Annotated in this window: 11 protein-coding genes; 4 read left to right on the forward strand and 7 right to left on the reverse strand. The window is 52.9% G+C overall.

Annotation, left to right across the window (positions count from 1 at the left end; all coding sequences use genetic code 11):
* Positions 1–391 precede the first annotated feature (391 nt).
* A complete protein-coding gene (locus tag LOC67_RS22970; RefSeq protein ID WP_230265178.1) occupies positions 392–646 on the forward strand; it encodes a hypothetical protein in 255 nt (84 codons plus the stop codon).
* A 650-nt stretch (positions 647–1,296) separates the two neighbouring features.
* Here LOC67_RS22970 and LOC67_RS22975 read toward each other — a convergent pair.
* The 7 genes from LOC67_RS22975 to LOC67_RS23005 all read right to left on the reverse strand — a co-directional run bounded on the left by LOC67_RS22975 (position 1,297) and on the right by LOC67_RS23005 (position 12,985).
* Positions 1,297–2,439, reverse strand: a complete 1,143-nt coding sequence (locus LOC67_RS22975) for a hypothetical protein (RefSeq protein ID WP_230265179.1) — start codon at positions 2,437–2,439, stop codon at positions 1,297–1,299.
* Between the two features lie 194 nt (positions 2,440–2,633).
* The gene (locus LOC67_RS22980) at positions 2,634–3,155 is read right to left on the reverse strand and encodes a hypothetical protein (protein WP_230265180.1); all 522 of its coding nucleotides are present in this window, start codon (positions 3,153–3,155) and stop codon (positions 2,634–2,636) included.
* A gap of 125 nt (positions 3,156–3,280) precedes the next feature.
* The gene (locus LOC67_RS22985; protein ID WP_230265181.1) at positions 3,281–4,093 is read right to left on the reverse strand and encodes a hypothetical protein; all 813 of its coding nucleotides are present in this window, start codon (positions 4,091–4,093) and stop codon (positions 3,281–3,283) included.
* A gap of 153 nt (positions 4,094–4,246) precedes the next feature.
* Complete coding sequence (locus LOC67_RS22990; RefSeq protein WP_230265182.1) at positions 4,247–8,362, reverse strand: SHD1 domain-containing protein; 4,116 nt, start codon at positions 8,360–8,362, stop codon at positions 4,247–4,249.
* A gap of 386 nt (positions 8,363–8,748) precedes the next feature.
* A complete protein-coding gene (locus LOC67_RS22995; RefSeq protein WP_230265183.1) occupies positions 8,749–10,560 on the reverse strand; it encodes a methyl-accepting chemotaxis protein in 1,812 nt (603 codons plus the stop codon).
* 737 nt (positions 10,561–11,297) lie between these two features.
* Entirely contained in the window at positions 11,298–11,792 is a 495-nt protein-coding gene (locus LOC67_RS23000; protein WP_230265184.1) for a chemotaxis protein CheW, read from the reverse strand.
* A 440-nt stretch (positions 11,793–12,232) separates the two neighbouring features.
* Complete coding sequence (locus LOC67_RS23005; protein ID WP_230265185.1) at positions 12,233–12,985, reverse strand: hypothetical protein; 753 nt, start codon at positions 12,983–12,985, stop codon at positions 12,233–12,235.
* Between the two features lie 1,413 nt (positions 12,986–14,398).
* On the opposite strand from LOC67_RS23005, the gene LOC67_RS23010 reads away from it, so the two are divergent.
* The 3 genes from LOC67_RS23010 to LOC67_RS23020 all read left to right on the forward strand — a co-directional run bounded on the left by LOC67_RS23010 (position 14,399) and on the right by LOC67_RS23020 (position 22,149).
* Positions 14,399–14,581 carry a hypothetical protein gene (locus LOC67_RS23010; RefSeq protein ID WP_230265186.1) on the forward strand — a complete coding sequence of 61 codons (183 nt, stop codon included), beginning with the start codon at positions 14,399–14,401 and terminating at the stop codon, positions 14,579–14,581.
* Positions 14,582–15,305: 724 nt separating this feature from the next.
* Entirely contained in the window at positions 15,306–16,568 is a 1,263-nt protein-coding gene (locus tag LOC67_RS23015) for a DUF1559 domain-containing protein (protein WP_230265187.1), read from the forward strand.
* A 622-nt stretch (positions 16,569–17,190) separates the two neighbouring features.
* Entirely contained in the window at positions 17,191–22,149 is a 4,959-nt protein-coding gene (locus LOC67_RS23020) for a carboxypeptidase-like regulatory domain-containing protein (RefSeq protein WP_230265188.1), read from the forward strand.
* Positions 22,150–22,165 lie beyond the last annotated feature (16 nt).

Below are 22,165 nucleotides of genomic sequence, written 5' to 3' on the forward strand. Positions count from 1 at the left end.
CGAAGCAGAGTTTGTTCGATCGACTCGCAGTGATTCTGGGAATACCTTTGTGGATTGGTTGATGGTGCGGATCGGAGTGGTTGAAACGCAAAGGGGCGGAGGACACAGAGGTGACGCTGGATGCGTATCCGGTGAATGTTTGGCTTGGTTTTGGGCTGAAGTATGTCGATTTTGTTTTGTGTTCGCGCGGAGCAAAGAAGCTTATGATTTGGTTGATTTCAGTCTGGTCGCTTGAGGCTTCCGAGTTTTGCGTCCCACAGTCTTGATTCAATAAAATTGCTCGCTTGGCTGGTTCGACTGTTTTTGCTTTGATATGTCTTCAAAGTGCGGATCGCCGCACCGATACAGCACCTTCCGTGCAAACCGCTCACGCAATACGTTTCCCACATCCATGGCAACCACAACCGAACTGCAATACAAACAACTCGAACGCATGATCGCGAACCTTGATTTCGCTATCCCGGTTCACGTTCGACGACGGGACGATGGTGCAATCCAAATTGATGCGGGAAATCCATACGTCATCGACGACTCCGATTCGATGGACTCGTTCCTGAACGACTTGATGGATATTGATGGGTCGCTCGAAGGCGATGAAACTCTCGACGAGTTCCTCACGATGCTTGATCCCTACTGCGAGTACTGATCGCTGGTCAACTCTCATCAAACCGGTAAATACGCTAGTGCAACGTTTTAAAATCTTCCCGAACCGAGACTTCGATCGTCCAAATCGATTCGCCGTCAAACAGGCCAAGTCCGCTTGAAGGGCATTCGCTTCGGCTGGAGCGGAAGCTTGGGGGGACCGGGCAGTTTGAAACACAGAGGAACAGAGGACACAGAGGTAGTGCCGGTGTGTTGCAGTCGTAGGGCTGGTCATCAGTAATGGACTCCGTGTTCTCGGTGTCTCTGTGTTTTAATCCCCAGTCTTTGCCGACCAACGTTCATCATGGAGTGTCCACCGCGAAGACCGATGTCTGTTGCTGATCACCACATATCAAACCGGGCTTAGAGTCCAGGGCAACGCTTTACCTCTGCGAACTCGACGTCTCTGCGTTTTACAATCTTCCCGAACCGAGACTTCGATCGTTCAAATCGACTCGCCGTCAAACAGGCCAAATCCGCTCGAAGGGCATTCGTTTCGGCTGGAGCGGAAGCTTGGGGTGACCGGGCAGTTTGAAACGCAGAGGAACAGAGGACACAGAGGTGGTGCCGTCATAGGGCTGGTCATCAGTGATGGACTCCGTGTTCTCGGTGCCTCTGTGTTTTAATCCCCAGTCTTTGCTGTCTGCTGCTTGATCAAATCCGGTAGACAGTCAGGCAGCCCAGGTCGGTTCGCACAGCGAAATCATCGCCCCAAAAGCCTACACCTGAATTTTTCACGACGTGCTCCAGCACAATCGTGCGTTTAGGCTTCGGCTGATCCAAGTCGAACACCGTCAGCTGGTCCATCGAGGTCACCGCGAACATTCGTCGTTCCGGATGCAAGGCAAAGTGCGTTGCCCCGTCACTCAGCGAAGGTAACTTGATTGGCGGGTCGATCCGAGACATTGACTTTAGATCGAAGAAGATCGGTCCCCATGGGCCGTACTGTCCGTTTCCAACTAGGAGCGTTCCTGAACTGTCGAATTGCAGCTCCTCTATAAACTGAAAGTCGGCCTGGATGTCGCCAATCTTGGTTCCATCGTCGACGCGGTAGACGTCGATCATGCCCGATTTGGAACAGACAGCTAGCTGGTTACCGTCTTGGGTCAGGGCGACGCATAATTGCGGTGTATGTCCGCCATAGGACTCCGGCTTGCACTCGATCGCCATCACGGAATCGCTTGTTTCCACATCCTGCACAACGATGTTCGGTGCATCGTACAACGCAATTCGACGTCCACCGACAGCCATGCAAGATGCCGGTGCTGCCTTGCCCTTATTGAGTGCGTTGAACTTCTTGGGCGCCGCCGGGTCCCACGCCAAAATATGGTGATCAGCGTTAACACAGAGCCGCTGAGTCTCTGCGGAAGAGCATAGGTCTAAGACCAGCGATTGCTTCGGCACCTGAGCGACCGCTGACATTGATCCCGAAGACGTCAACTTGACCAGCGAGTCCGTTGACGCGTCATATCGTGTCGTCAGCAGATCTTCGCCCACCTGAACCAATGGCAATTGACCGGTTGACGCTCCGCCCAGAAGGACTCGGTGTAGGGGCTCCCCAGGTTTCGCATCAGGGTTCTGCAACGTGTAACCGGCTTTGAGCTTCTTCCATTCCTCTTTGACCAAGTAGTCGTTCGCTTGATCAGCGGTGCTGAATTTCTTTGCCCGCTGACGCGGCTTTGCGGCGGTACCGGATTCGATCGTCGCTTCGAGCCCTTGCAACGTGTAACCCCAGACCTTTCCGGATTCTTTGTCAGTCAGAGATCGAGTTCGCTTTGTCTTGGCAGCGGCTGGCATATAGAAAGTTTTCTAACAAGATGAAAAGGCAGTGCGGAATCGCGGCACTAGCTAGGAGAACGGACCCTAGGAATCATTTTATTATTCAGCACCGCCGCACCAACGGGTATCCACGATACGCAAAACTGAATCCGAAAGAAGCTGACTCGGATTATCGGGCACTGTTGCCAAAAGGACGACAACGTTGACCGATCCTAGGTTTCGATAAATTGCAAAAACCGGTTTGCACGTGGGATCAGGATTTGCAATCCGCCACCAGCCGCAAGAACCTTTTTCTGCTGCGACCATGTATCTGCGGCCGGAGCACAATAGGACATCAGCGCGTCGTCTTTCGGGACAGGAACCAAGACCTTGTATCGGTGGATGACCTTGGCCAAAGTCACGTCAGCGGTGAACCGCTTGTGAGTGACGCGGTCTACAAAATTGGGGCGACTGTGAGTTGAAACACCAAGACGATGTGCCGGATGCCCGGACAACGTGAAATAGGAAGCTCGGTAGGGCGAAATACGCGGATCCTTGAAGCCGACAAGAATCATGCCGCGATCAAGGCTTACCTGAGCGACATCTTTTGAGAAGTCAATGCATTTGACTTCGCTGAGGATCTTCGAGTCTTTCTCACCATAGTGTCGCCTCAAAAACGCGATAGCAAGGTCCACTTTCGCCTGGACTTCCTGAGACTTGCTCCGCTGTTGAGACAACCAGTCTGCGAGTTGCATGATGCTGCCGGACAAAGTGATCTTACAAAAAGGTGATTCGCGAAAGCGTATGCCATCGAGATTTAAAATAGGAACACCGAAGAACACAGGATACCATGTTTCGATCTCGAATCACCTGATATAGATTAGTCCAGATGCTCGGCTCGGAAGGTGACGTATCGTTCTTGCTGATAATCGGGGCGTAGCGTGATATCGCCTAGCAAGTTTTCAGAGCTCTCCACTCGCCAAACTTCTGCTTGTTTATGCTTTGCCGACAATGCGTAAAATGTGAACCTGGCCCACGCATAGCTCCATTGTGGTTCCTGGCCTTCCTTCTTCGTTGTCTCGATCACCAAAATTGCCTCGGGATCAGTGCCCACCGCGAATGAGAAAAGACTTCCTGAGCGGTGCTCCGATTCGTACGTGTACAGCGGCTTTGCCATGAGCCGGCATTGCTCGACGCTGCCGTCACGATTGGTCACTGCTAAAGAAAACTGACGCGACAAGCTTCGAGCTTGAACCTCGCGAAGCCGCTGATTTCCCGCCGGCGTCGGTGCACCAGGGATTGGCTTCAGTTGCAAACTATCCTGTGGTGGTGTCCAAACGGTTTCGCCGGTGATCGTTGCTTTGATCGGTTTATCCGTCAGCACGTTAAAAGCGTTTTTACGATTGGTACGATCGCGATAAACGTACGTGAAGCATGTTCCCACCACCATCGGTACCGAATCATGCGTCCAAAGGAAGACGGCTCCGTTGTTTCCCAGACGAGCTGGATTGGTGTAATTGAGGATCGGCCGATCAAGCAGCTCACACTTTTCCTTTGAATCGCGGATCGTGATCTCGTAGCGCTTCGCCTGAGCCATGAAACGCTCGTCCCAATCTTCTTGCGCAACCAAGGCTCCCGATGTCATCGATGCCAAATAGCCCGCAACAAACACGACAAGGATTTGAAAACGCATCTTCCAGTCTCCAGAAACGCAAAGGCCGAACCGTTGCAAGCTTTCAAATTGCGAGCGAATTCACATCGCCGGCAATATCGACAGCTTGTCTATTGCGGTCCTATGATAGCACTTCTGCGGACCGCCGCGTCAATCATCCATGATCGTTCTTGGTCAATTGGCAGATTTCAGCCGGTCGATGTCCTTCTGGTAGCGTTCCTTGGAAAACTTGCTACGCGTTTTGGCCATCGATGCCTGCAATGATTGGATCGCCAACTGCTTCTCGCCAGCCTTTTCGTAGAAATCTGCAGCACGTTTAAAATCGTGCTCGCTGGAGTGTTCGTCTGTTTGGTGATGTAGCATGACGTGCTTATACGCCGCCAACGCCCTTTCATTCTCTTCAGCAGATAGCCATTCGTCTGCAGCTTGCCTCCAGGTCAAGTAGCTGAACGAGGTGCCTCGGGCGCCAAGTCGTTTGTCCATATCGATCGCTCTTGCTTCCGTTGCGGCGGCTCGTAGTCTTTTTTCATGCCGCGGGTCCAGCATTAGCTCTGCTTCGGCACTTAGCTTGGGCAGTGGGACTCCACTCGCCTTGCTGATTTGCTTTGCCGCATTGTGGTAGCGTTCGGCGTATGCATGCGTGGAACTGTAGGAGACGGCATCCAAATAGCAGTCGATCGCTTCGACAGACAGATCCGCTGAGTTGTAGACCTCTGCTAGCCTTGCCGAGTTGTGCTGTAACGTTCCCTTGTGCGTAGTAAGTGGCAGTGTGCTCATTGCCTTTTGTATCAACGCGCCAACTCGCTTTACCTCGTCCTTTTCGCCAGCTTTGCTCCACGCTTCGGCGGCGTTTATCAATGTTGATGCTGTCGAGACCGAGTTCGTCCTTGGCATCGCCTCCACCGCTCGCGCCGCAACTCGATACTGATATTTCGGATCGAGCATTGCTTGGGTCTTTTCGTCAAGCGACTGGATATCGGTTCCCAGGTCGGCCATGAAGGAGTTTGCTTTTGTTTGCAGCTTTGGCACATCATATTCGTTGGAATTTACCTCCAACGCGCGGAAGACCTGCTGAAGAGCCTCTTCCCGCATTCCGATTTGATCGTAGAGGTCCGACAGCTTGTCATAGTCACGGTGGACGGTGGCGCCCGATTTCCCGCGCAATCCTGTCATCGCCTGTTCGATTGCCTTTTGCGCACGTTCCTTTTCGTCAAGCTGAATCCACAATTCGGCGGCTCGAACCATGCCGTTGAAACGCAACGACTGGTTACCTCTGGCTAGGCGTTCTTGCTGTTCCGCCTCGGCACGCAGCGCGATCTTCGGATCAAGCATCGCTTCCTTGTCAGCGGCTCGGTCATCAGCCATGGGCATCTCTGGAGCAACGTTTTCTGCTGCGTCGGCGACCGCTTCCGCCGCAGGCTTATCCGAATCCGTTTCGAACGTTGCTTGATTGTCTTCGAGCTGTGAGTAGTAATGCAGTTTGGCCTGCATCGATCGAATTCGGTTCGGCTCGCTTTCGGTTCGTAAAGCGTCCAATAGCACCCCACTTGCAGAAATGTAGTCGCCAATCGCGGCGAACTGCGTCGCCAACTTGCTGACGTTCAGGTGTGCTGTCGGAACAGTCACGAAACCCATTTCCTTTTTCGCGATGAGCAGTGATTTACGTGCCTTGTTGATGTCACCTGCTTTTCGCAGCGCATCGGCCTCCTCAATGCGATGTAGAAACCGATCTTGCGGAGGCAATTCGTCGACCACAGCAGACATTACCGCGGCACCTTTGAACATATCACCGCTGTTAATTAGCAACGTTGCGAAAAGGATTCTGGATTTGTGGTCCATCAGATCAGGTGCTGTCTCGTGCAGTTTCGACAGTGCAGCGAGACGCTGGTTGGTGTTGTGGATCAGTTTTGTCGCGTAGTACTGCAACACCATGTGTGTTTTCACATCGCTGCTGTTTTGTTCCAGGCGGCTCAAGATTTTTCGAAAGACGGCATCGTTGGTTGACTCTGAAAGGCCGAATTCCCCAGAACTGACAAAACGTCTTGCTCTAGAAATGGGTGAGCTTGCGTTATCATCGAACGTTTTCAGCGACATAAACATCTCGTTGATCGCTGCCTGAACAACGATCTCGGCATTGCCCATATCGACAAGAAAAAGATGTGCGTCGATCAGGTCATCGGGTGTTTCGGAATGTTCATAGGCTTGAACCAATGACCGAATGATGCCAACCTTCAGTTGCAGATTAGGAGCCGCCGCGACGGCGTTCTCCAAGATGACTTGCGCTTTATCCCAGTCACGATCATTCAACAACTGCTTGCCTTCGTTAAAGGCGGTCGCCCATCCGCCCGAAATTCGGCTTTGCGCCGCGCGACGATTGGAAGAATTCGCCAGTAGCGCGCGAATCCGGCTTGTTTGTCCAGAAACGTTTCCCAGGCCTAGCATGCTTGCCAGTGACGCGAACGATCGGTCAAAGGTTTCTCGTTTAACGACGCCTCCGGCAACTTTTAACGCGCCAAGAATCCTCAGCAGATTTTCATCGTTTAGCCGAGATAGTTCACGTTGAAACTGCCGGACGGACAGTCCCAGTTCGGCCGCGGCCGTGTTCAAGTCGACTTCTCGCTGATATCGGCCCGAAGTCATCGAGATCGGCTCATCGGCCTGCGACGGATTCTTGATCCCAACTTCGTCACTTCTCAGAGCGACTAGATAGGCGTCAGTGTCTTTGTCGATGGCTCGTTCGACTTCGCCTTGATCTTGATAGACCGCCAATATCTCGTTGATTTGCGGATAGGCGGTACGATTTGCCAGAACCAACCTGCGGACTTCGTCGGATTTTTTGATAAACCCACTGTAATGACAAGACATGCAAGAGACGCCGTTGACAACCGTTTTGTCACCTTGGCGTGGGTCACTGACAATTTCGATCGGCCCCCGATCGATTCGGTTGCCGTCTGCATCGGTCAACATGTACCCGAGCATCCCGTTGGGAAGCTGAAAGATGATTTCGCCCCCGTCGTGCAAGAAGTGGCTGCGGCCGTTCCCCGGCCCCAGCGGGTTCCGGAAAAGGTTTTTACGTCCTGTGTTGCCGGCAAAGTCATAGCTTTTCCAATAGGCGCCAAAGACTGAATCGTGGCGCTCGATCAAGCGATTGTTCTGGGAGACGCCTGAACGCGCAAAGCCGGCCCGTACAACACGTCCGTTGGAAATATTGCGTTGTACGTCGACGCGAAGCTGTTCTTCCAATTCGTCATCGGTCTCTGGAATTTGCGCGAGCGAGTGATACAGCGGCGGTCGTGAGGCGTGGTGCAAAAACCAGTCGGCACGAACGACCGGAAAGTGCGTCTCCGTCACCTTCGCTGCGATTTGGGCTTCAGGAATATTGGGAGCAATACCATGGGGGTAACCAGCAAGGATCTCGTCCCAATTCTCACTATTCCACCCCAGATCCCGAAGATCGAAGCGGAAAGTACGCTGATCAGTTTTTAAGGGGTGAAGCTTTGCGAGTTCGCGATTCCAGGAAAGGCTATTGATCAACTTCGCAAGCGCGACTTCGTAAACTTTCAAGCCTTGTTCGGGCATGCCGCCGTTAGCAAGATTGCTAAGCGTAAAATACCGCAGGTAGGCTCGATCACCTGGCGTCTGCGACCGAAGATCAACTGCGATTGCTTTGTAGAGGTCTGCATGCGAAATCAGTTCGACCGATCGCGAAGCCTTGCCCGTCGGTGCACCGCTACGAATCCAATCTCGGATCGTGTTGACTTCGGTTTCAGACAATGTCGATTCGCCCTGCGGTGGCATCGGGGAATCTTTGGAAACGATACGCTGAAATAGCTGTGAATTGTTTTCGTTGCGAAGCGTGACCAAGCCTGATGAGACCAACTGATCACGGTCAAGCACATAATCAAAACCGCCTTCATCGGATTGATTCTGGCCATGACATCGATGGCAATGCTTTTTTAGGATTGCCAATGCTGCCGTCGAGTTTGCAATCGGACTTCGTTCGACGTCTGCCTCGTCTGCATTTGGCTGATCCGCAACCGGCTTGGCAGGCTTGTTCTGTTCGGCGAGGTGCTGCTGTAAGAATTCTTGATCAGCGTTGCTGAGTCGATTAATCGGAAGGCTGACGATTCGACCATCGGCCCGTTCCAAGACGACGTTCTTTCCTCGAACGGCAACTAATTCTGCTTCGACGCGGTACTTCCCGGTCTGATCAGTCCATTGCCTAGCAGACGAAACCGACGGTGCGAGCGCGAACGACGCCACCACAATGACTAGTGCGAGCCAACGCATCCCCTAAACCTCTCATCCAATAATAGAGATATCATGAGATCGAAAGGCTTATCAGCCTATCTGATCAGGGCGCGTCTTTCCATCGTATTTCGTGAATCAAACCCCCTAGCGTCTAATCGTTTTTAGTTTTGGTCTCGTGTGAAATCGCCTTCTACTCTGAAAAACCGCCTAAAGGAAACGCTTCTTGCGCGAAGTTCAACACGTGAAAAGAAAATCAGCCTCATCCGTCAGTGACGAACGAGACTGATTCGAATAGGTTTCTTACTGGGCATCCAAACACGTCAGTGATTCATAACGCTTGCGTTTGTTAGATCACTTGCTGAATGATTTGCCGATCCACGGTTTGGGAGAGGCTGTTGATACAGCTGCGTAGTAATCACAGCTGCTTAGAAATCCATGAACGCGTCGGCAGCTTGCGTCAACACGGGAAACGAGGCCACAGGAGCGACGGGAGCAACAACAACCGGCTTGCCAGCATTCTTCGGCTTCGGAGCGACGTCGTGATGATCGCTTTCCACGTCACCGGCATTGCCCAGTTGGAACCGGCTGACCATGATGTCCAATTGCCTTGAGTGATTGAATACGGAACCCGAAGTTCCGGCGAGTTCCTCGGTCTGGTTCGCGTTTCCTTGCGTCAGCTGATCGATTTGAGTGACCGCTGCGGTAACCTGTTTGATCGCCGACAATTGTTCCTGCGATGCGGCGGCAATTTCTGCGACGATATCCGTCACACGTTTCACCGAGTCAACGATCTCACCCAGAGTCTCGCCGGACTTGTTGACCAGTTCCGTACCGCGTTCAACCTTGCTGGCCGAATTCTGAATCAGACTCTTGATCTCTTTCGCCGATGAAGCGGTTCGCTGAGCCAGATTTCGGACTTCGGAAGCCACAACCGCGAATCCACGTCCTTGTTCGCCAGCACGGGCGGCTTCGACCGCGGCATTCAAGGCCAACAGGTTTGTCTGGAACGCGATTTCGTCGATGGTTGTAATGATGTCAGAAATCTGTTTCGAAGACTCGTTGATCTCATGCATTGCGGTGACAGCGTCGCCGACAACGACGCCGCCATCGGTCGCGATATCGCGTGAGCTGTTTGCAAGGGCGCGAGCTTCCTGAGCGTTGTCGCTGTTCTGCTTGACCGTCGAAGTAATTTCTTCGAGGCTGGACGCGGTTTCCTCTAAACGGGAGGCCTGCATCTGAGCGCCACGAGAGATTTCTTCGGCTGCGCGTGACATCTCATTAGAAGCAGTCGCGACCGTTGTAGACACCTCGCGAACCTCGGAAAGCGCGTTGCGGATCGAGCTTACCGCTACGGAAAGTGCTTCGGAGACTTGACCGATACCATCGCTGCCGAGGTCAGGGAAATCGACTTCAAAATTCCCGCCGGCGATTCGGTTGACCAATTTCAACACCGTTTCGACTTTGGCCTCCGTCTCTTCGGATTGCAAACGGTCCTCTTCCATTTGAGCTTTGATCTGTGCTTCCATCTCGGCACGTTTCTGATCGGCGATTGCCTTTTCGCGTTCCTGGCGTCGAACCGAAACCGACAACCAGAACGCAAACGCCGCCACGCTAGCGGCGACCACCAACCCGACGATCCACATCATCGACAGGCGATTGCTGATCAGCTCCCGAACTTCGTCTTCTGTGTCGGCGGCGTTCTGATTGGTCGTTGCGACAATCACGTCAACAGACTTGCGGTGATCCGCAAAGAGCGGCGCCAACTGCTGTGTCAAAATGTCTTTCGCCAAGTGGTATTCACCGGCTTGGATTGCGGGGATCAGCTCGCTATCCATCACCGCAAAGAACGCTTCAGCTGGAACACGTGACGTTTCATTGATCTCTGTTTTTAACTTTCCTTCTGGAAGACTGTTGCGCCAATGCTCCTGACGGTCCGCGTATTCTTGCTTCAGTCCGGCGTACCGATCGACCAATTGTTTCACCTCGGCAGGATCTTTCTCGCCAGCCAACAAGTGGGCGGTCAGATAGGTTTCGACAATGTAGTTAGGAGGCGGCAAAACGTCTGCGAGCAAGTCTTTGTTTAGAACAACGCGTTCGTAGTGTGGGCCGTGAACCTTAGCGATGTTCAATGTGGAAACAGCCAACGTTCCGAAGACCAGAAACCCAATGGCAAAGACCGCTGTCAGTGCGACAAGCTTGCCAATCATTGATTGTGTCAATTGTCGAAAAAGATTCATCAAAGCGTGCTCGTGGTAGTTTCGTAAAAAAAGGTGAAGATGTGCAGTTCGAAAATTTCCGCCACGCGAATACCCGCTGTGTTGGCGCACCGCAGGTTACGGTGCCTGAACGGACAGCAGTTCAAGGGCGGTATAGTGAGATAAATTGTTGGTGCCGAAATTCCTTTCGCCTGAACGGCGTTTGCCATGTTTATTGGTTGGCGTCGCGGGCGGAGCAGCCACACCGCGGTGCAAGGTTTAAATTCTCCGGCCTGTCACTTAAGAGAGAAGAAGCGATCGTGTGACGACTTGTGTTTGGGAAAATATCGCGTCCCTGACTTGATGCCGATTTATCCGGTGAACAATCAAGGACGAAGGTTTAGTCATTCAGTTCTTTCATTGTTTTCATAGATCCATCAAACCGAGCTTATGTCACGAAAACCCCTCGCGTGAAATCTGGTCGGATAACCTACTTTGGATTCAGAAGTCCGGTGCAAGGCAAAGCGATTCACAACAGGTCGTTTGCAAATTCGCGATCAATGCAGCACTAGTCTGATGGTCGATCCGATGAGTTAACGCTAGTGCCATGCAGGGAAAGGCCCCGTTCAGACCAACGTCAGCGAATGTCGGCTTTCGCGCAAAAGCATCCCGTTTGAATACGAGTCGTTGCCATCGAGGCCGAACAATGGAGTGACCGATTCAGAATCGAAGTATGAGCCGAATCGCGTCATCTCCAATGTTTTCAAGCAACATCGAGGCTATGCAGGAATCTGCAAATCGGTCTGTTGGCGAGGTATCAAGCGATTCAGATCGAGAAGTGTGATCAATCTCTCGCCCACTTTCGCAATTCCGTTCACACAGGTTGCATCGAATTCGGCACAGATACTGGGCGTGTCCTCGATGTCTGAATTAGCCACATTGAGAACGTCATTGACACCATCGACCAATAGGCCGGTGATTTTGTCGTTGATCGTGACGACAATAATCACGGCAAACTGGTTGTACTCGATGGTGGGCAGCGACAGCTTTGAACGCAGATCCAAAATCGGAACAACCGTGCCCCGCAGGTTCATCATCCCACGAACATAGCCAGGCATATTTGGAACGGGCGTGATTCGCGACAGCCCCTTGATTTCTTGGACCCGCAGGATTTCGACACCAAATTCTTCATCGTTCAGCTTGAACGTAAGGAACTGACTCCCGTCGCCGGTTCGTTGAGCTAGGACGTCCGACTCATCGATAACTTCTGACATTCAAAACTCCAAAACTTGTTTGATTGGATGACCGCCAGCTGCTGTCGAATAAAAGTAACTGGAATGTCGCTCGACTCGTCTAAACGCAGAGTCGTCTGAATTCATTCCGAACTTTTCTTGGCAAGGCTGCAACTGCGATCGAACGTGCTGGGTAGCCAATCGTGTTCAGGATTGGCTATCGTAAGAATGGATCTGTACCGGCAATGCTCTGGCACGCGTCCTGTAGTCAATCTATGCCGATCGATGGATCGGTGACGTATCGATGTGGGCAAACCTTCGCGGGACCTGTTGCGGTTTGCCCTCTGTGCATTGCTAAATGCCTCTCTGTCGCTACGGGATGTCGCCAAATTGGCGATTCCCAGACAAGGGTCCATCAGTACGGGAATCCAACGATTCAAAAGAGAAGAAAAGGAGTAGACGTCGTCCAGCGGAAGCGTTCGCTAATCACGTGCCAACAGCCATACACCACGTTTGATCTGTTCGAGCAAAGGTTTCCCCTGGATGGTTGCCAGGTCTTCAAGAGTGAAGTCATACACCGAGATCGAATTCGAGCTCAGTTCATCCACCCGTATCACTCGTGATTCGTCATCACCGGCCAAAAGGTAGAAGCGGCCCGGCTGAAATTGCGGATCGACCCTCACCTTGTTATCGGAGCCGCGGTGCAGATCCAACTTTGCCTCGATGCGGTAGCCTTTCGCGAAAGTCCCTGGCAGTTTTGGTATGTCGCTGGCTGAATCAATGACTGGTCGCTCGCCGTCATTCTGCTGATGACCTTCTAGGGTGATCTCGAATTCGAGTGCCGTGACCAGATCCCGAAACGCTTTGATGGCAGGGTTGATCAACCCTTGCATTCGGGTCTGAGCGTTCCGAACCTCGTTTAGCTTTGCAGCCGGAACCGCTTGTCGTCCCTGTTTGGCACCGGAGATCACCATATTGACGGTGCCGTTCCACTGGCCGACGGTCGTGCTAAAGCTGGTTTCCAATTGCCGAACGCGTTCCAGTGCCGTCCGTGACCTGCCGAGTTCGAACTCCTTTTGTGCTTCGGCAACGGACGAAGGGTAAGAACCTACACCAGGAAGCCCGTCGATGACCACTTCGTTCGGAAGTCCTCGAACGGCACCGCCTGGAAGGCTTCCGGTCCGCTGAACCGCGGCGATCAAGTTGGAAAAGTGGGCGGCTTCGAGCTGAATCATGCTTCGACAAAAGCGTTGGGAGAGAAGTCCATCATCGCGATATTGTGGGAACAGTTTACAGGCTGAGCACAGGCTAATGCCAGTTGATCGGTGAAACGGAATCGAGAAACCGACGCTAGTGCGTTTGCGGTTTAGGTGGTTGCGGGATTGAGCCGTGTAGGCGCTAGCCGCGGTTGAGTAGACTTGGCCGTTCGATATCAAGTAACCGACGCTAGCGCGTTTAAGGCTCAGTTGGGTTGTCCTTGAGCCGCTTCGGCGCTAGCCGCGGTTAGGTGGATTCTGGAAGTCGACATCAAGCAACCGACGCTAGCGCGTTTACGGCTCAGGTGATTGCGGCCCAAGTGATTGCGGGACTGAGCCGTGTTGGCGCTAGCCGCGGTTGGATGAATTTTGGAGGCCGAGGTCAAGCAACCGACGCTAGCGCGTTTGCGGCTGAGGTGGTTGCGGCCCAAGTGGTTCCGGAACTGAGCCGCATCGGCGCTAGCCGCGGTTGGGTGGATTAGGGAGGCCGCGGTCAAGCAACCGACGCTAGCGCGTTTGCGGCTCAGTGGTTGCGGCCCAAGTGGTTCCGGAACTGAGCCGTGTTGGCGCTAGCCGCGATTAGGTGGATTTGGGAGGCCGAGGTCAAGCAACCGACGCTAGCGCGTTTGCGGCTCAGGTGGTTGCGGACCAAGTGATTGTGGGACTGAGCCGTGTTGGCGTTAGCCGCGGTTAGGTGGATTTGGGAGGCCGAGGCCAAGCAACCGACGCTAGCGCGTTTACGGCTCAGGTGGTTGTGGACCAGTTGATTACGGGATTGAGCCGCATCGGCGCTAGCCGCGGTTGGGTGGATTTGGTTGTTCGACATCAAGCAACCGACGCTAGCGCGTTTACGGCTCAGGTGGTTGCGGACCAAGTGATTGTGGGACTGAGCCGCATCGGCGTTAGCCGCGGTTAGGTGGATTTGGGAGGCCGACATCAAGCAACCGACGCTAGCGCGTTTACGGCTCAGGTGGTTGTAGACCAAGTGATTGCGGGATTGAGCCGCATCGGCGTTAGCTGCGGTTGGGTGGATTTGGGAGGCCGAAGTCAAGCAACCGACGCTAGCGCGTTTGCGGCTCAGGTGTTTACGGCGTAGGTGGTTGTGGGACTGAGCCGCTTCGACGGCGCATTGCTAAACTCATTTTGCGATGGCGAACATACGGCTTGATTGACGCAATTCGCGTCTCAAACTTAAAACGCAATCCGATAAAGTGTTTCTTTCCCTTTTGACCAAAACAAACTTTCTGACTCAACGTTACATCAATGAGGTTTCAACTTCGGATAAGATCCTCAATACCTTAGTGATCCTTGACACCTTCGATGACGAATCACGGGTCTCGTTTTGATCACTAATACTTGTCGAGCTTCCGTCACTTTGCTTTGGAGTAAGAAATGAAGTTTGCTATGGGTATGCTGTCGGTTCTGGGCTTTTGCCTTGCGTTGACTTCGATGGGATGCGGACACTCAGAAAGCGTGGTCGCACCAGACCCAAACACCGTCGAAGAAACGGTTCCCGGTGGCGCCATGAGTGAAGAAGAATACGCAAAGGAAATGGCGAAAGCTGAGAAGGGTTGATGCCCTTTAAGCGAAGCTTGTCTTTCGAAGATACCCCAGTGCTGAAGCGGATAGGTTCACGACTTAGCCGCTGTGATCGCTTGTATCCCAAGCAAGCGAACACCATTGGTATCGCAGTGTAATCAAGCTTCGCAATGTAGAGCGATTTCTGCATGATCATTTATCATGCGATAACATCTTAGCTTTGACCTGCGCGTGACCTTGCACCGTCTCGATCAGGATGCGTTTAGTCAAGGCGATTGTGATCACCTATATCGTTTTACAGTCTTTGTCCAACGCGAGCGGGCTTCGCGTTATCTTCGAAAATGGTGCGTTGCCAATATAGGGTCGCTTCCACAAGTGGCGTCATGAGGCTACATCCGACCGACGCGTCCATCCAATGGACACTGTAAATTGGTTGACCGATGGCTTCTAAGTCGGGTCAGCGCCATCGTCTTCTTAAGGGCTGCAACGCAACGCTTCCATCGTCCACTGAGCATGTGCGTTGATGCGCACTTTGGTTCGCATGGTCTTATAAGCAAGCTATAAGCAAATGCCTTCTTTTCAATCCTCTGGACTCACCACGCCAAACGAATACTCTTCTGTACACTGTTATGATATTTTTAATGTTTTAAGCATTTTTACATAAGATCTAACGGACCCTTTGAACACCCCACTGGTTTATGTAAGGGCTGCCTGTATTTCAAAGGCAACTTTTCTTTTTATTCATCCGTGGAGCAACTCAATGCGAAGCAATGGTGTCAGGGACGGGCGTTCAGCATTCACACTCGTGGAATTGCTAGTCGTCATCGCCATCATCGGTATCTTGGTGGGACTGCTTTTGCCTGCCGTTCAAGCGGCACGTGAAGCGGCGCGACGAATGAGCTGTAGCAACAATTTCAAGCAATTAGGCTTGGCGATTCACAACTACCATTCTGCATTCAAGCAGCTTCCGCCTCATGGCGGCGGTACCGGTAAAGGCTTGGAAACACCACCGGCGTGGTGGCGTGCTAGTGACACGGCAAACCGTAAGGCACTTAGCGTTCACGTCGCCCTGCTTCCTTATATGGAGCAACAGGGGCTTTGGGATCATATTTCCAATCCCAGTATCAAGACTGTGACAGGCGCTCCGCCGCCAGCGATTACCGGAGGAGCATGGCCAGCGATGGGTCCCAGCCCCAAGGCATATTCAACCAATCCCGGATATATCCCTTGGCAAACCGAAATCCCAACCTTCCGATGCCCTAGCGATCCTGGCCAAGGTTTGCCCGGTCGAGGACGCGTGAATTACGGTCCATCCCTTGGGGACGCACCTCGTACGAACTTGGCCAGTCACTTCGATCGAGCCGAAATGGTTCCAAGCTTGAGTGGCGGTACGGTTGCCAACGCGAAGATTCTTCATCGCGGGTTCTTTGCTCCGTATTCGGAATTCAAGTTCCGCGATGTCAAAGATGGACTTTCAAACACCATCGCGATGGGTGAGATCGTGTCGAACCTACAGGACAACGCGATCAACGGATCGATTTCATGGGACTCCGGTGGCGACAATAACGACCACTTCGTGAACCCATTGCACTGTGTCGATTCCAACGAGATCGATCCTGAACGACCACGGTTTTGGTGTTTGTCGTCCAGCGGTAACTGCACTCCGCCTGTTTCTATCGTCAACGGAGAAACCAACGGTCGCGGGATGAGCTGGGCGTCGGCGTTCCGTTTGTCGATCTCGGCCGTCTTCACCGTTCGTCCTCCCAACAGTGAGTTGTGTATCGGAAAGTGGGCTGACAACGAAGGCAACTTCTCGGCAAGTAGCCACCACCAAGGCGGTGCACACATCTTGATGGGTGACGGTGCTGTCGTCTTCATGACGGACTCCGTCGAATCGGGTGACCAACACGCCACCGGTATCTTCGATGGAAACCGTCCCGGAGACCGAAGTCCCTATGGCCTATGGGGTGCCCTGGGAACCAAGGGTGCTGGCGAAGTGATCGATGATGCGATCGCTCAATAACGCCCAGTAGTCGATACCCAAAAGTGAACCGTCCCTGGAACGAGCGTTTCGCAGCTTGTTCCAGGGAACACTTCTGCTGAAGACGCGGATTTATTAAATCCCAAGTCAATTCTGTCTGCCACCATGGGGTAGGTTCTCTCGCCTGTGCTGACCAATGATCTTTTGACACTCCGATTCGGTCTATTCGCAATCGTCCTCCTTGCTCGATTTCATTGGGAATCAACGTTTCTTCCACAGAGAGAAAGGCGATAGTGAAATCACTACGTCACTGCGATCGCTATCTTTAGTCAAGGCGATTGGCAAGCAGAAGGAGCCAGCCCGCAAGACCGGAAAAGGCGTCAATGTTCGCGTGGTTCGATTATCTTGTTGAGTCGCGATCTCAATTTAAAGCGAGGTGCTGATCGGTGGTTGTCGAAGACGAAACTGTATCTTTATCGCCCTCGATCACTCGAGCTTCGATAACAGGCGTATTGCGATTGCCTTAAACGGATTGGGCAGCCAACCCTGTTGGAGTGCGAGTAAGCTTTTTCTGCAGATGCACGCACCAGCTACTTCGCAGTCCACATGGCAACGGCATGCCCAAAAGCGTGGTCCCGCCAAATTGTCGCGCGATCTCAATCGGGTGGCGATTGCATCGATCGCGATCCTATTGGTTGGTTTACTTGTCTGGCTCCTGTTCCCACCATTCTTCGCGCGCCAGACACAGTTGGTTTTGATTCGTGCCGATCACGCGGCATCCATTGATGTGCCCGTCGTTCCATTTGCGGAACAAGATTTACGTTCACTACAGTCAGTTGATGGATGGAATGTGTCTGATTGGAGTTCCTTATGGAAATCAACTTCGTCCGCCAATCAGCTTGGCGATCGCTTTGCCGGCCAGCAGTTGCGCAGCGACGACACGTTGGTCGTCTGTATTGCCGCACATGGCATCAGCAGTGCCAGTGGTCCGGTGCTACTATGCAATGATTTCAGTTTACGACGCCAGAGTTCTGGTCGAATCGCAGTCGAAGAACTGCTCGACCAAATCCGACGTTCGAGCGCAGGAACGAAGATCCTCGTCGTTTATGACGCGGGGATCGAGTTCGACCCACGATTGGGCGTGGTGTCCAACCGCTTTGCCAGTCAGCTATCTGATGTTGTCGAAAAAACGAACGACCCATCGCTTTGGGTTTACTGCTCTCATGGGCGAAACCAACATTCGTTCGTCGAAGACGCTGCCAATCAAAGTGTGTTTGGGATGTTCTTCACCGCGGCAGCAGGTGGAGCCGCCGACCTGGATCAAGATCGCCAACTGACGCTTCATGAACTTGAGCGCTTCACGAGCGCAAACGTCGCGAAGTGGACCAATAGCGGATCGTCTGACGATTGCTTTCAGTCGCCAATGCTTTTATGGGGTGGTGATCAAAGACAGCAGCCGAATCCGGTCGTGCTTTCAATCGATCCGTCGAAGGAACCCCAGTCTTGGTCGACCGCAGAGCTGCTGAATCAAAAACACAAGGATTCGGGTTCGAGCGTTCTGGCCAGTGAGACATTCGCGAATAATGCGAGTTCCCCAGGCGTCATCAACCGGCTTGCCTCGACGTCGACCAACAACGCACAGGCCGCACCCCCCAAGACGGAATCACAAGACGGCACACCTGCGTCTTCGGACCAAAGCTCGACTGACAAGCCGGCGAAACTTGCGTCGGCCAACAGTGATGCTGCTTTGTTGTACTCGGCTTGGCAACTACTTGACCGACTCACAGACCCGAGCGGACAAAACGCTATAGAACCGAACGGCAGCGTTGCCTTGGCGACCCGGCCTCATCTATTGCGAGAACTTCAACGTGAAGTTCTGTTGATGGAGCGGTATGTTCTTTTCGGATCCCAATCCCAGCAAGAGATTGGACGTGAACGGATCTCCCGATTGGTTGACTCGGTGACCACGGATGTATCGAAAAACAGGCAGAATCCCCAAGCAATCAAAATTGCAGATGCGGTCTTTCCACAATCTGGAACACAACGGGCAGATGGATTACTTGCGGAGATTGACACCGACGATTTAGGACTTGGCCTATTGATCGGTGAACTGCTGGATAACCCAATAAAGATCGACCTCAGCGGACTGGATGTTGCACTTCGACGAAGCGATCGCCAAGCATTCGAGGTCTGGATCAACACCAAATGGATCCCTGAATGCGAGCAGTATCGTCAGCTTCGTTGGATTAAATCTCTCGGACAGCAGAAGGAACTTGCTTGGGAAACGCTTCAATCGGCCGCGCGATCAGCACTTCTGGGATCTCGGGTAGCCGCCCTCGACTTGATCCACAATGGCTGGTGTCGCGAACGCGTTGAGCTGGCTGATGCGGATCATCTGTTTGCGGCAGAACTTCTAGCAAATCACGTCGGGGCGGACTGGCAAACGCGAGCCGCAAGCTTGTTCGATAAAGCGAGGGCGAAGTATGAAGCCGCCCAAAAACACACCGACAACTTGGCACAGCTTGAGTACAGGTTCGAAAAGGCGATCAGCCAAATTCCGATTTACCTGTCGATGCTGACCAAAATCGAAGACGAAGATTACCGCAATAACGCTATCGAACTCGTTGAAATACTTATCAAAACAACGAAAGAAGCGGCTGACACACTTGTGCATTCCGACACAAGCGACCTCGAAACGAGTCGCAGTCGATTGACAGCCCTGGATCTCGCGTTGAACCAAGCGGGAAAGTTGCTCGGTGACGCTTCCGCACGCCAACTGATTGATGGGGCTGCGGATCTAAACACAGCACACCTTGCACGAATTCTGTTGTCCAGTCCGCTCTTGAACGCGAGCCTTCGGATGCAGCTTCATTCGGTCGTTCACTCCGAATCGTCGCAAAAGCTCCGCACCTATGGACTTGCTGACCTGACAGTTCCCGCATCGGGCGATCAACAAGACGAAGTCTCGTGTGTTTGCGGTGTAGAACAAGCACGTGCAATGGCAAACCTGTTCACCGAGTATTCGGAACTTGTAAATCTGACGTCGGGCAACCCATCAGGAATGATCCAAAAGTCGCTTGATGCAATTCAGCAGTCGCTCGCGCAGATCACGAACAGCGAAGCGACCAACCAAGAAGACTTTTCCGCGTTGGTGACCACATTCGAACAGGCCGGAGTGTCGTTTTACGAGTCCTTGGTGCGTGACCTTTTGAACTCAACATCGACAGACCAGGTGCCTCAGCAACTGCGTTCGCTGCGAATGCTTGACGGTCGAGACGCTTGGCGTTTTGCATCGATTGACACGACAACGCTTTCGCTTCCCAAGAGAATCCAGTCGACACAATCTTGGCTTGCTCGACGCCGGTGGCAACGAGAGACATTCCAAGATTTGAATGACGCGGCCCGTTCTGATACCGTCGTTGCGGCTCTAGATCAAAACGATCGCCCTATCAGTTTGCCTTTGGTCAAGTCGGTTCAACAAGTTGACTTGCAGTATCAGAACCAATCCAAAATCACGCTGCAGATTGCCAATCCGAGTGATCGACCGATGTCGCTGATTCTATCAGTCGATGTCGACCGCATGCTTGTCGATCTTTCGTCACCCGAATCAGCTGGCCACGATTCTACGGAACCCGAATTTCAGTGGTCGACAGCCTCAACAGAATTCGGCACGCGACAATCGAAGCCATTTCAACTGAAAGCCCATGAAAAACGCGATCTGGTTTTCAACGTCCATCGAAATGGCCTCGCCAGCGAGTCAACCGAATTGACATTCGACTTCTTTGCGACGAATCCAACCGAACTGGCGATCGATTCAACCACACTTCTGGCGAGGCACATCATTGATGTCCGAATGCCAGTCGCAGAACTGTTGATTCGCCATGGCGATCAGGATGCAAGCTCCAGCGAGTCCGGTTTGGAAATTCGACCATTCCCAAACCGAGTCCAGGATCTACAGTTCGGCTTGATTGGGCAGACGAATGCCCAAAAGTCTGTTGAGCTAAATTGCTTTGCGATCGGCAAGCCGATCGCCGATTCAGACTGGCTGGATCATGCTTCGGACTATGTCGGAGCACCGTTGTTCGCTGCAAAGTACGCGATGTCAACGGATGGAGCACCTTGCTTTGCAGGCCCGGCCGAAGGCGCTGCACCTGAAGCCGAAAAACCAGCTGACGAGAAGGCTTCTCCGGTCCCGTCGCAGCAAATTCCTCACGGAATGATCGCGGTGATCAAAGATTTAAGCACGGGCCAATCAACGTTTCGATTGGTGGATTTCGCGATCCAACGTCCTCGTCGCTTTTTGGATGCGAAAGTCTCATTCGATGGGAGCCGTAATCAAATCGTCATCGAGCTGCAAACCCGCGATCCGCGTTACCTTCCACCGGGAGGGCCGGTCAACGTGAGTTGTTACCTAGAAGGCGGAAGCGAACAGACACGCGGAAAGCTCAGTGGTCTGCTATCCGCCAGCCGACCTCGCGAAAAACTTTTCATCGACCTTGCGGCCCCTTCCGCAAAACCGCTTCGGATGTACATCGATGTCGACGACTACCCACGTGCGTTCGTGTTTGATGTCGTCTGCCAACCCGGAAACATCATTGGCGAACAAACGGACCTGGTCGAACTAGCAATGACCAGCGATTCGCTTCGCGGAATCTTGCCTGCATCAGACGAAATTCCCGTTTCACTAAAAGTAAACGCGCCGGTCGGAAGCTTTGAATCGCAGAACGATACGATCGAATTGGGTTTCGATCTGAACGGCGATGGGGCTCCTGACCCGGAATCGAGCGTGATTCTAGACAGCGATCGCGAAGTCCATATCGGGATTATCAAAGCGACAGCCGATGGCAAGGTGACGATCGACGCGACAGCGACCGACCATCGTGTTCTGCTGCCATCGGTTCGCCTCGAGAATATTGATATCCAGGTCGCGGCAGAAATGGAAATCAATGAGGTCAATTATAAAGCAGCGCCCATCGATCTATACATCGATACGGCAGCACCGGTGATCGGTCCGGTCGACAAAGTATCTCCTTCGCGTCCGTCCATCGCGGGGCAGGAAACGGATCTACTGGTCTTCGGATTTGACGAAGCCGCTGGGGTTCAGCAAATTGAAGCCGTTTTTGACAAAGATGGCTCGGGTGAATTTCCTGAAGACGCAAAACCAATGATCGCCGTTCGCCAGTCGTCTCGGCAGTGGGTTTTGTCTGCGAAGTTGCCCGCGGACCTCGGTCCACACACCCTGCTCGTCCGGTCAACCGACGCAGTTGGGAACACGAGTGAACCTTATCCTGTCGATTTAAATGTCCAAGCGGCAGTGGAAGGTGCAAACCCAAGCGAACTTCCGTTTGTCGAATTGCTCGGTACGATTCAGCTGCGTGGTAAAGCTGTGCCCGGTGCGGAAATCACGCTGATCGATCTTGCCCCCGCCAAAGCACCGACGACGTCGGCCCCAATCGTTGCCAAAGCAGATTCGGCTGGACTTTACAAAATCGCAAAGCTGAAACCGGGATCGTATTCTCTGATGGCGCGAGGCGTCGTACGAAACCGCGTCCATCTTGTTGAACAAACTTTAACTGTTCCTGGCACAGACCCGACGAATCGGCACGATATCGAACTGCCCTAGTGCTTTGTTCCAACTC

The sequence above is a fragment of the Stieleria sp. JC731 genome, assembly GCF_020966635.1.
In the GTDB taxonomy this organism is placed as follows: Bacteria; Planctomycetota; Planctomycetia; order Pirellulales; family Pirellulaceae; genus Stieleria.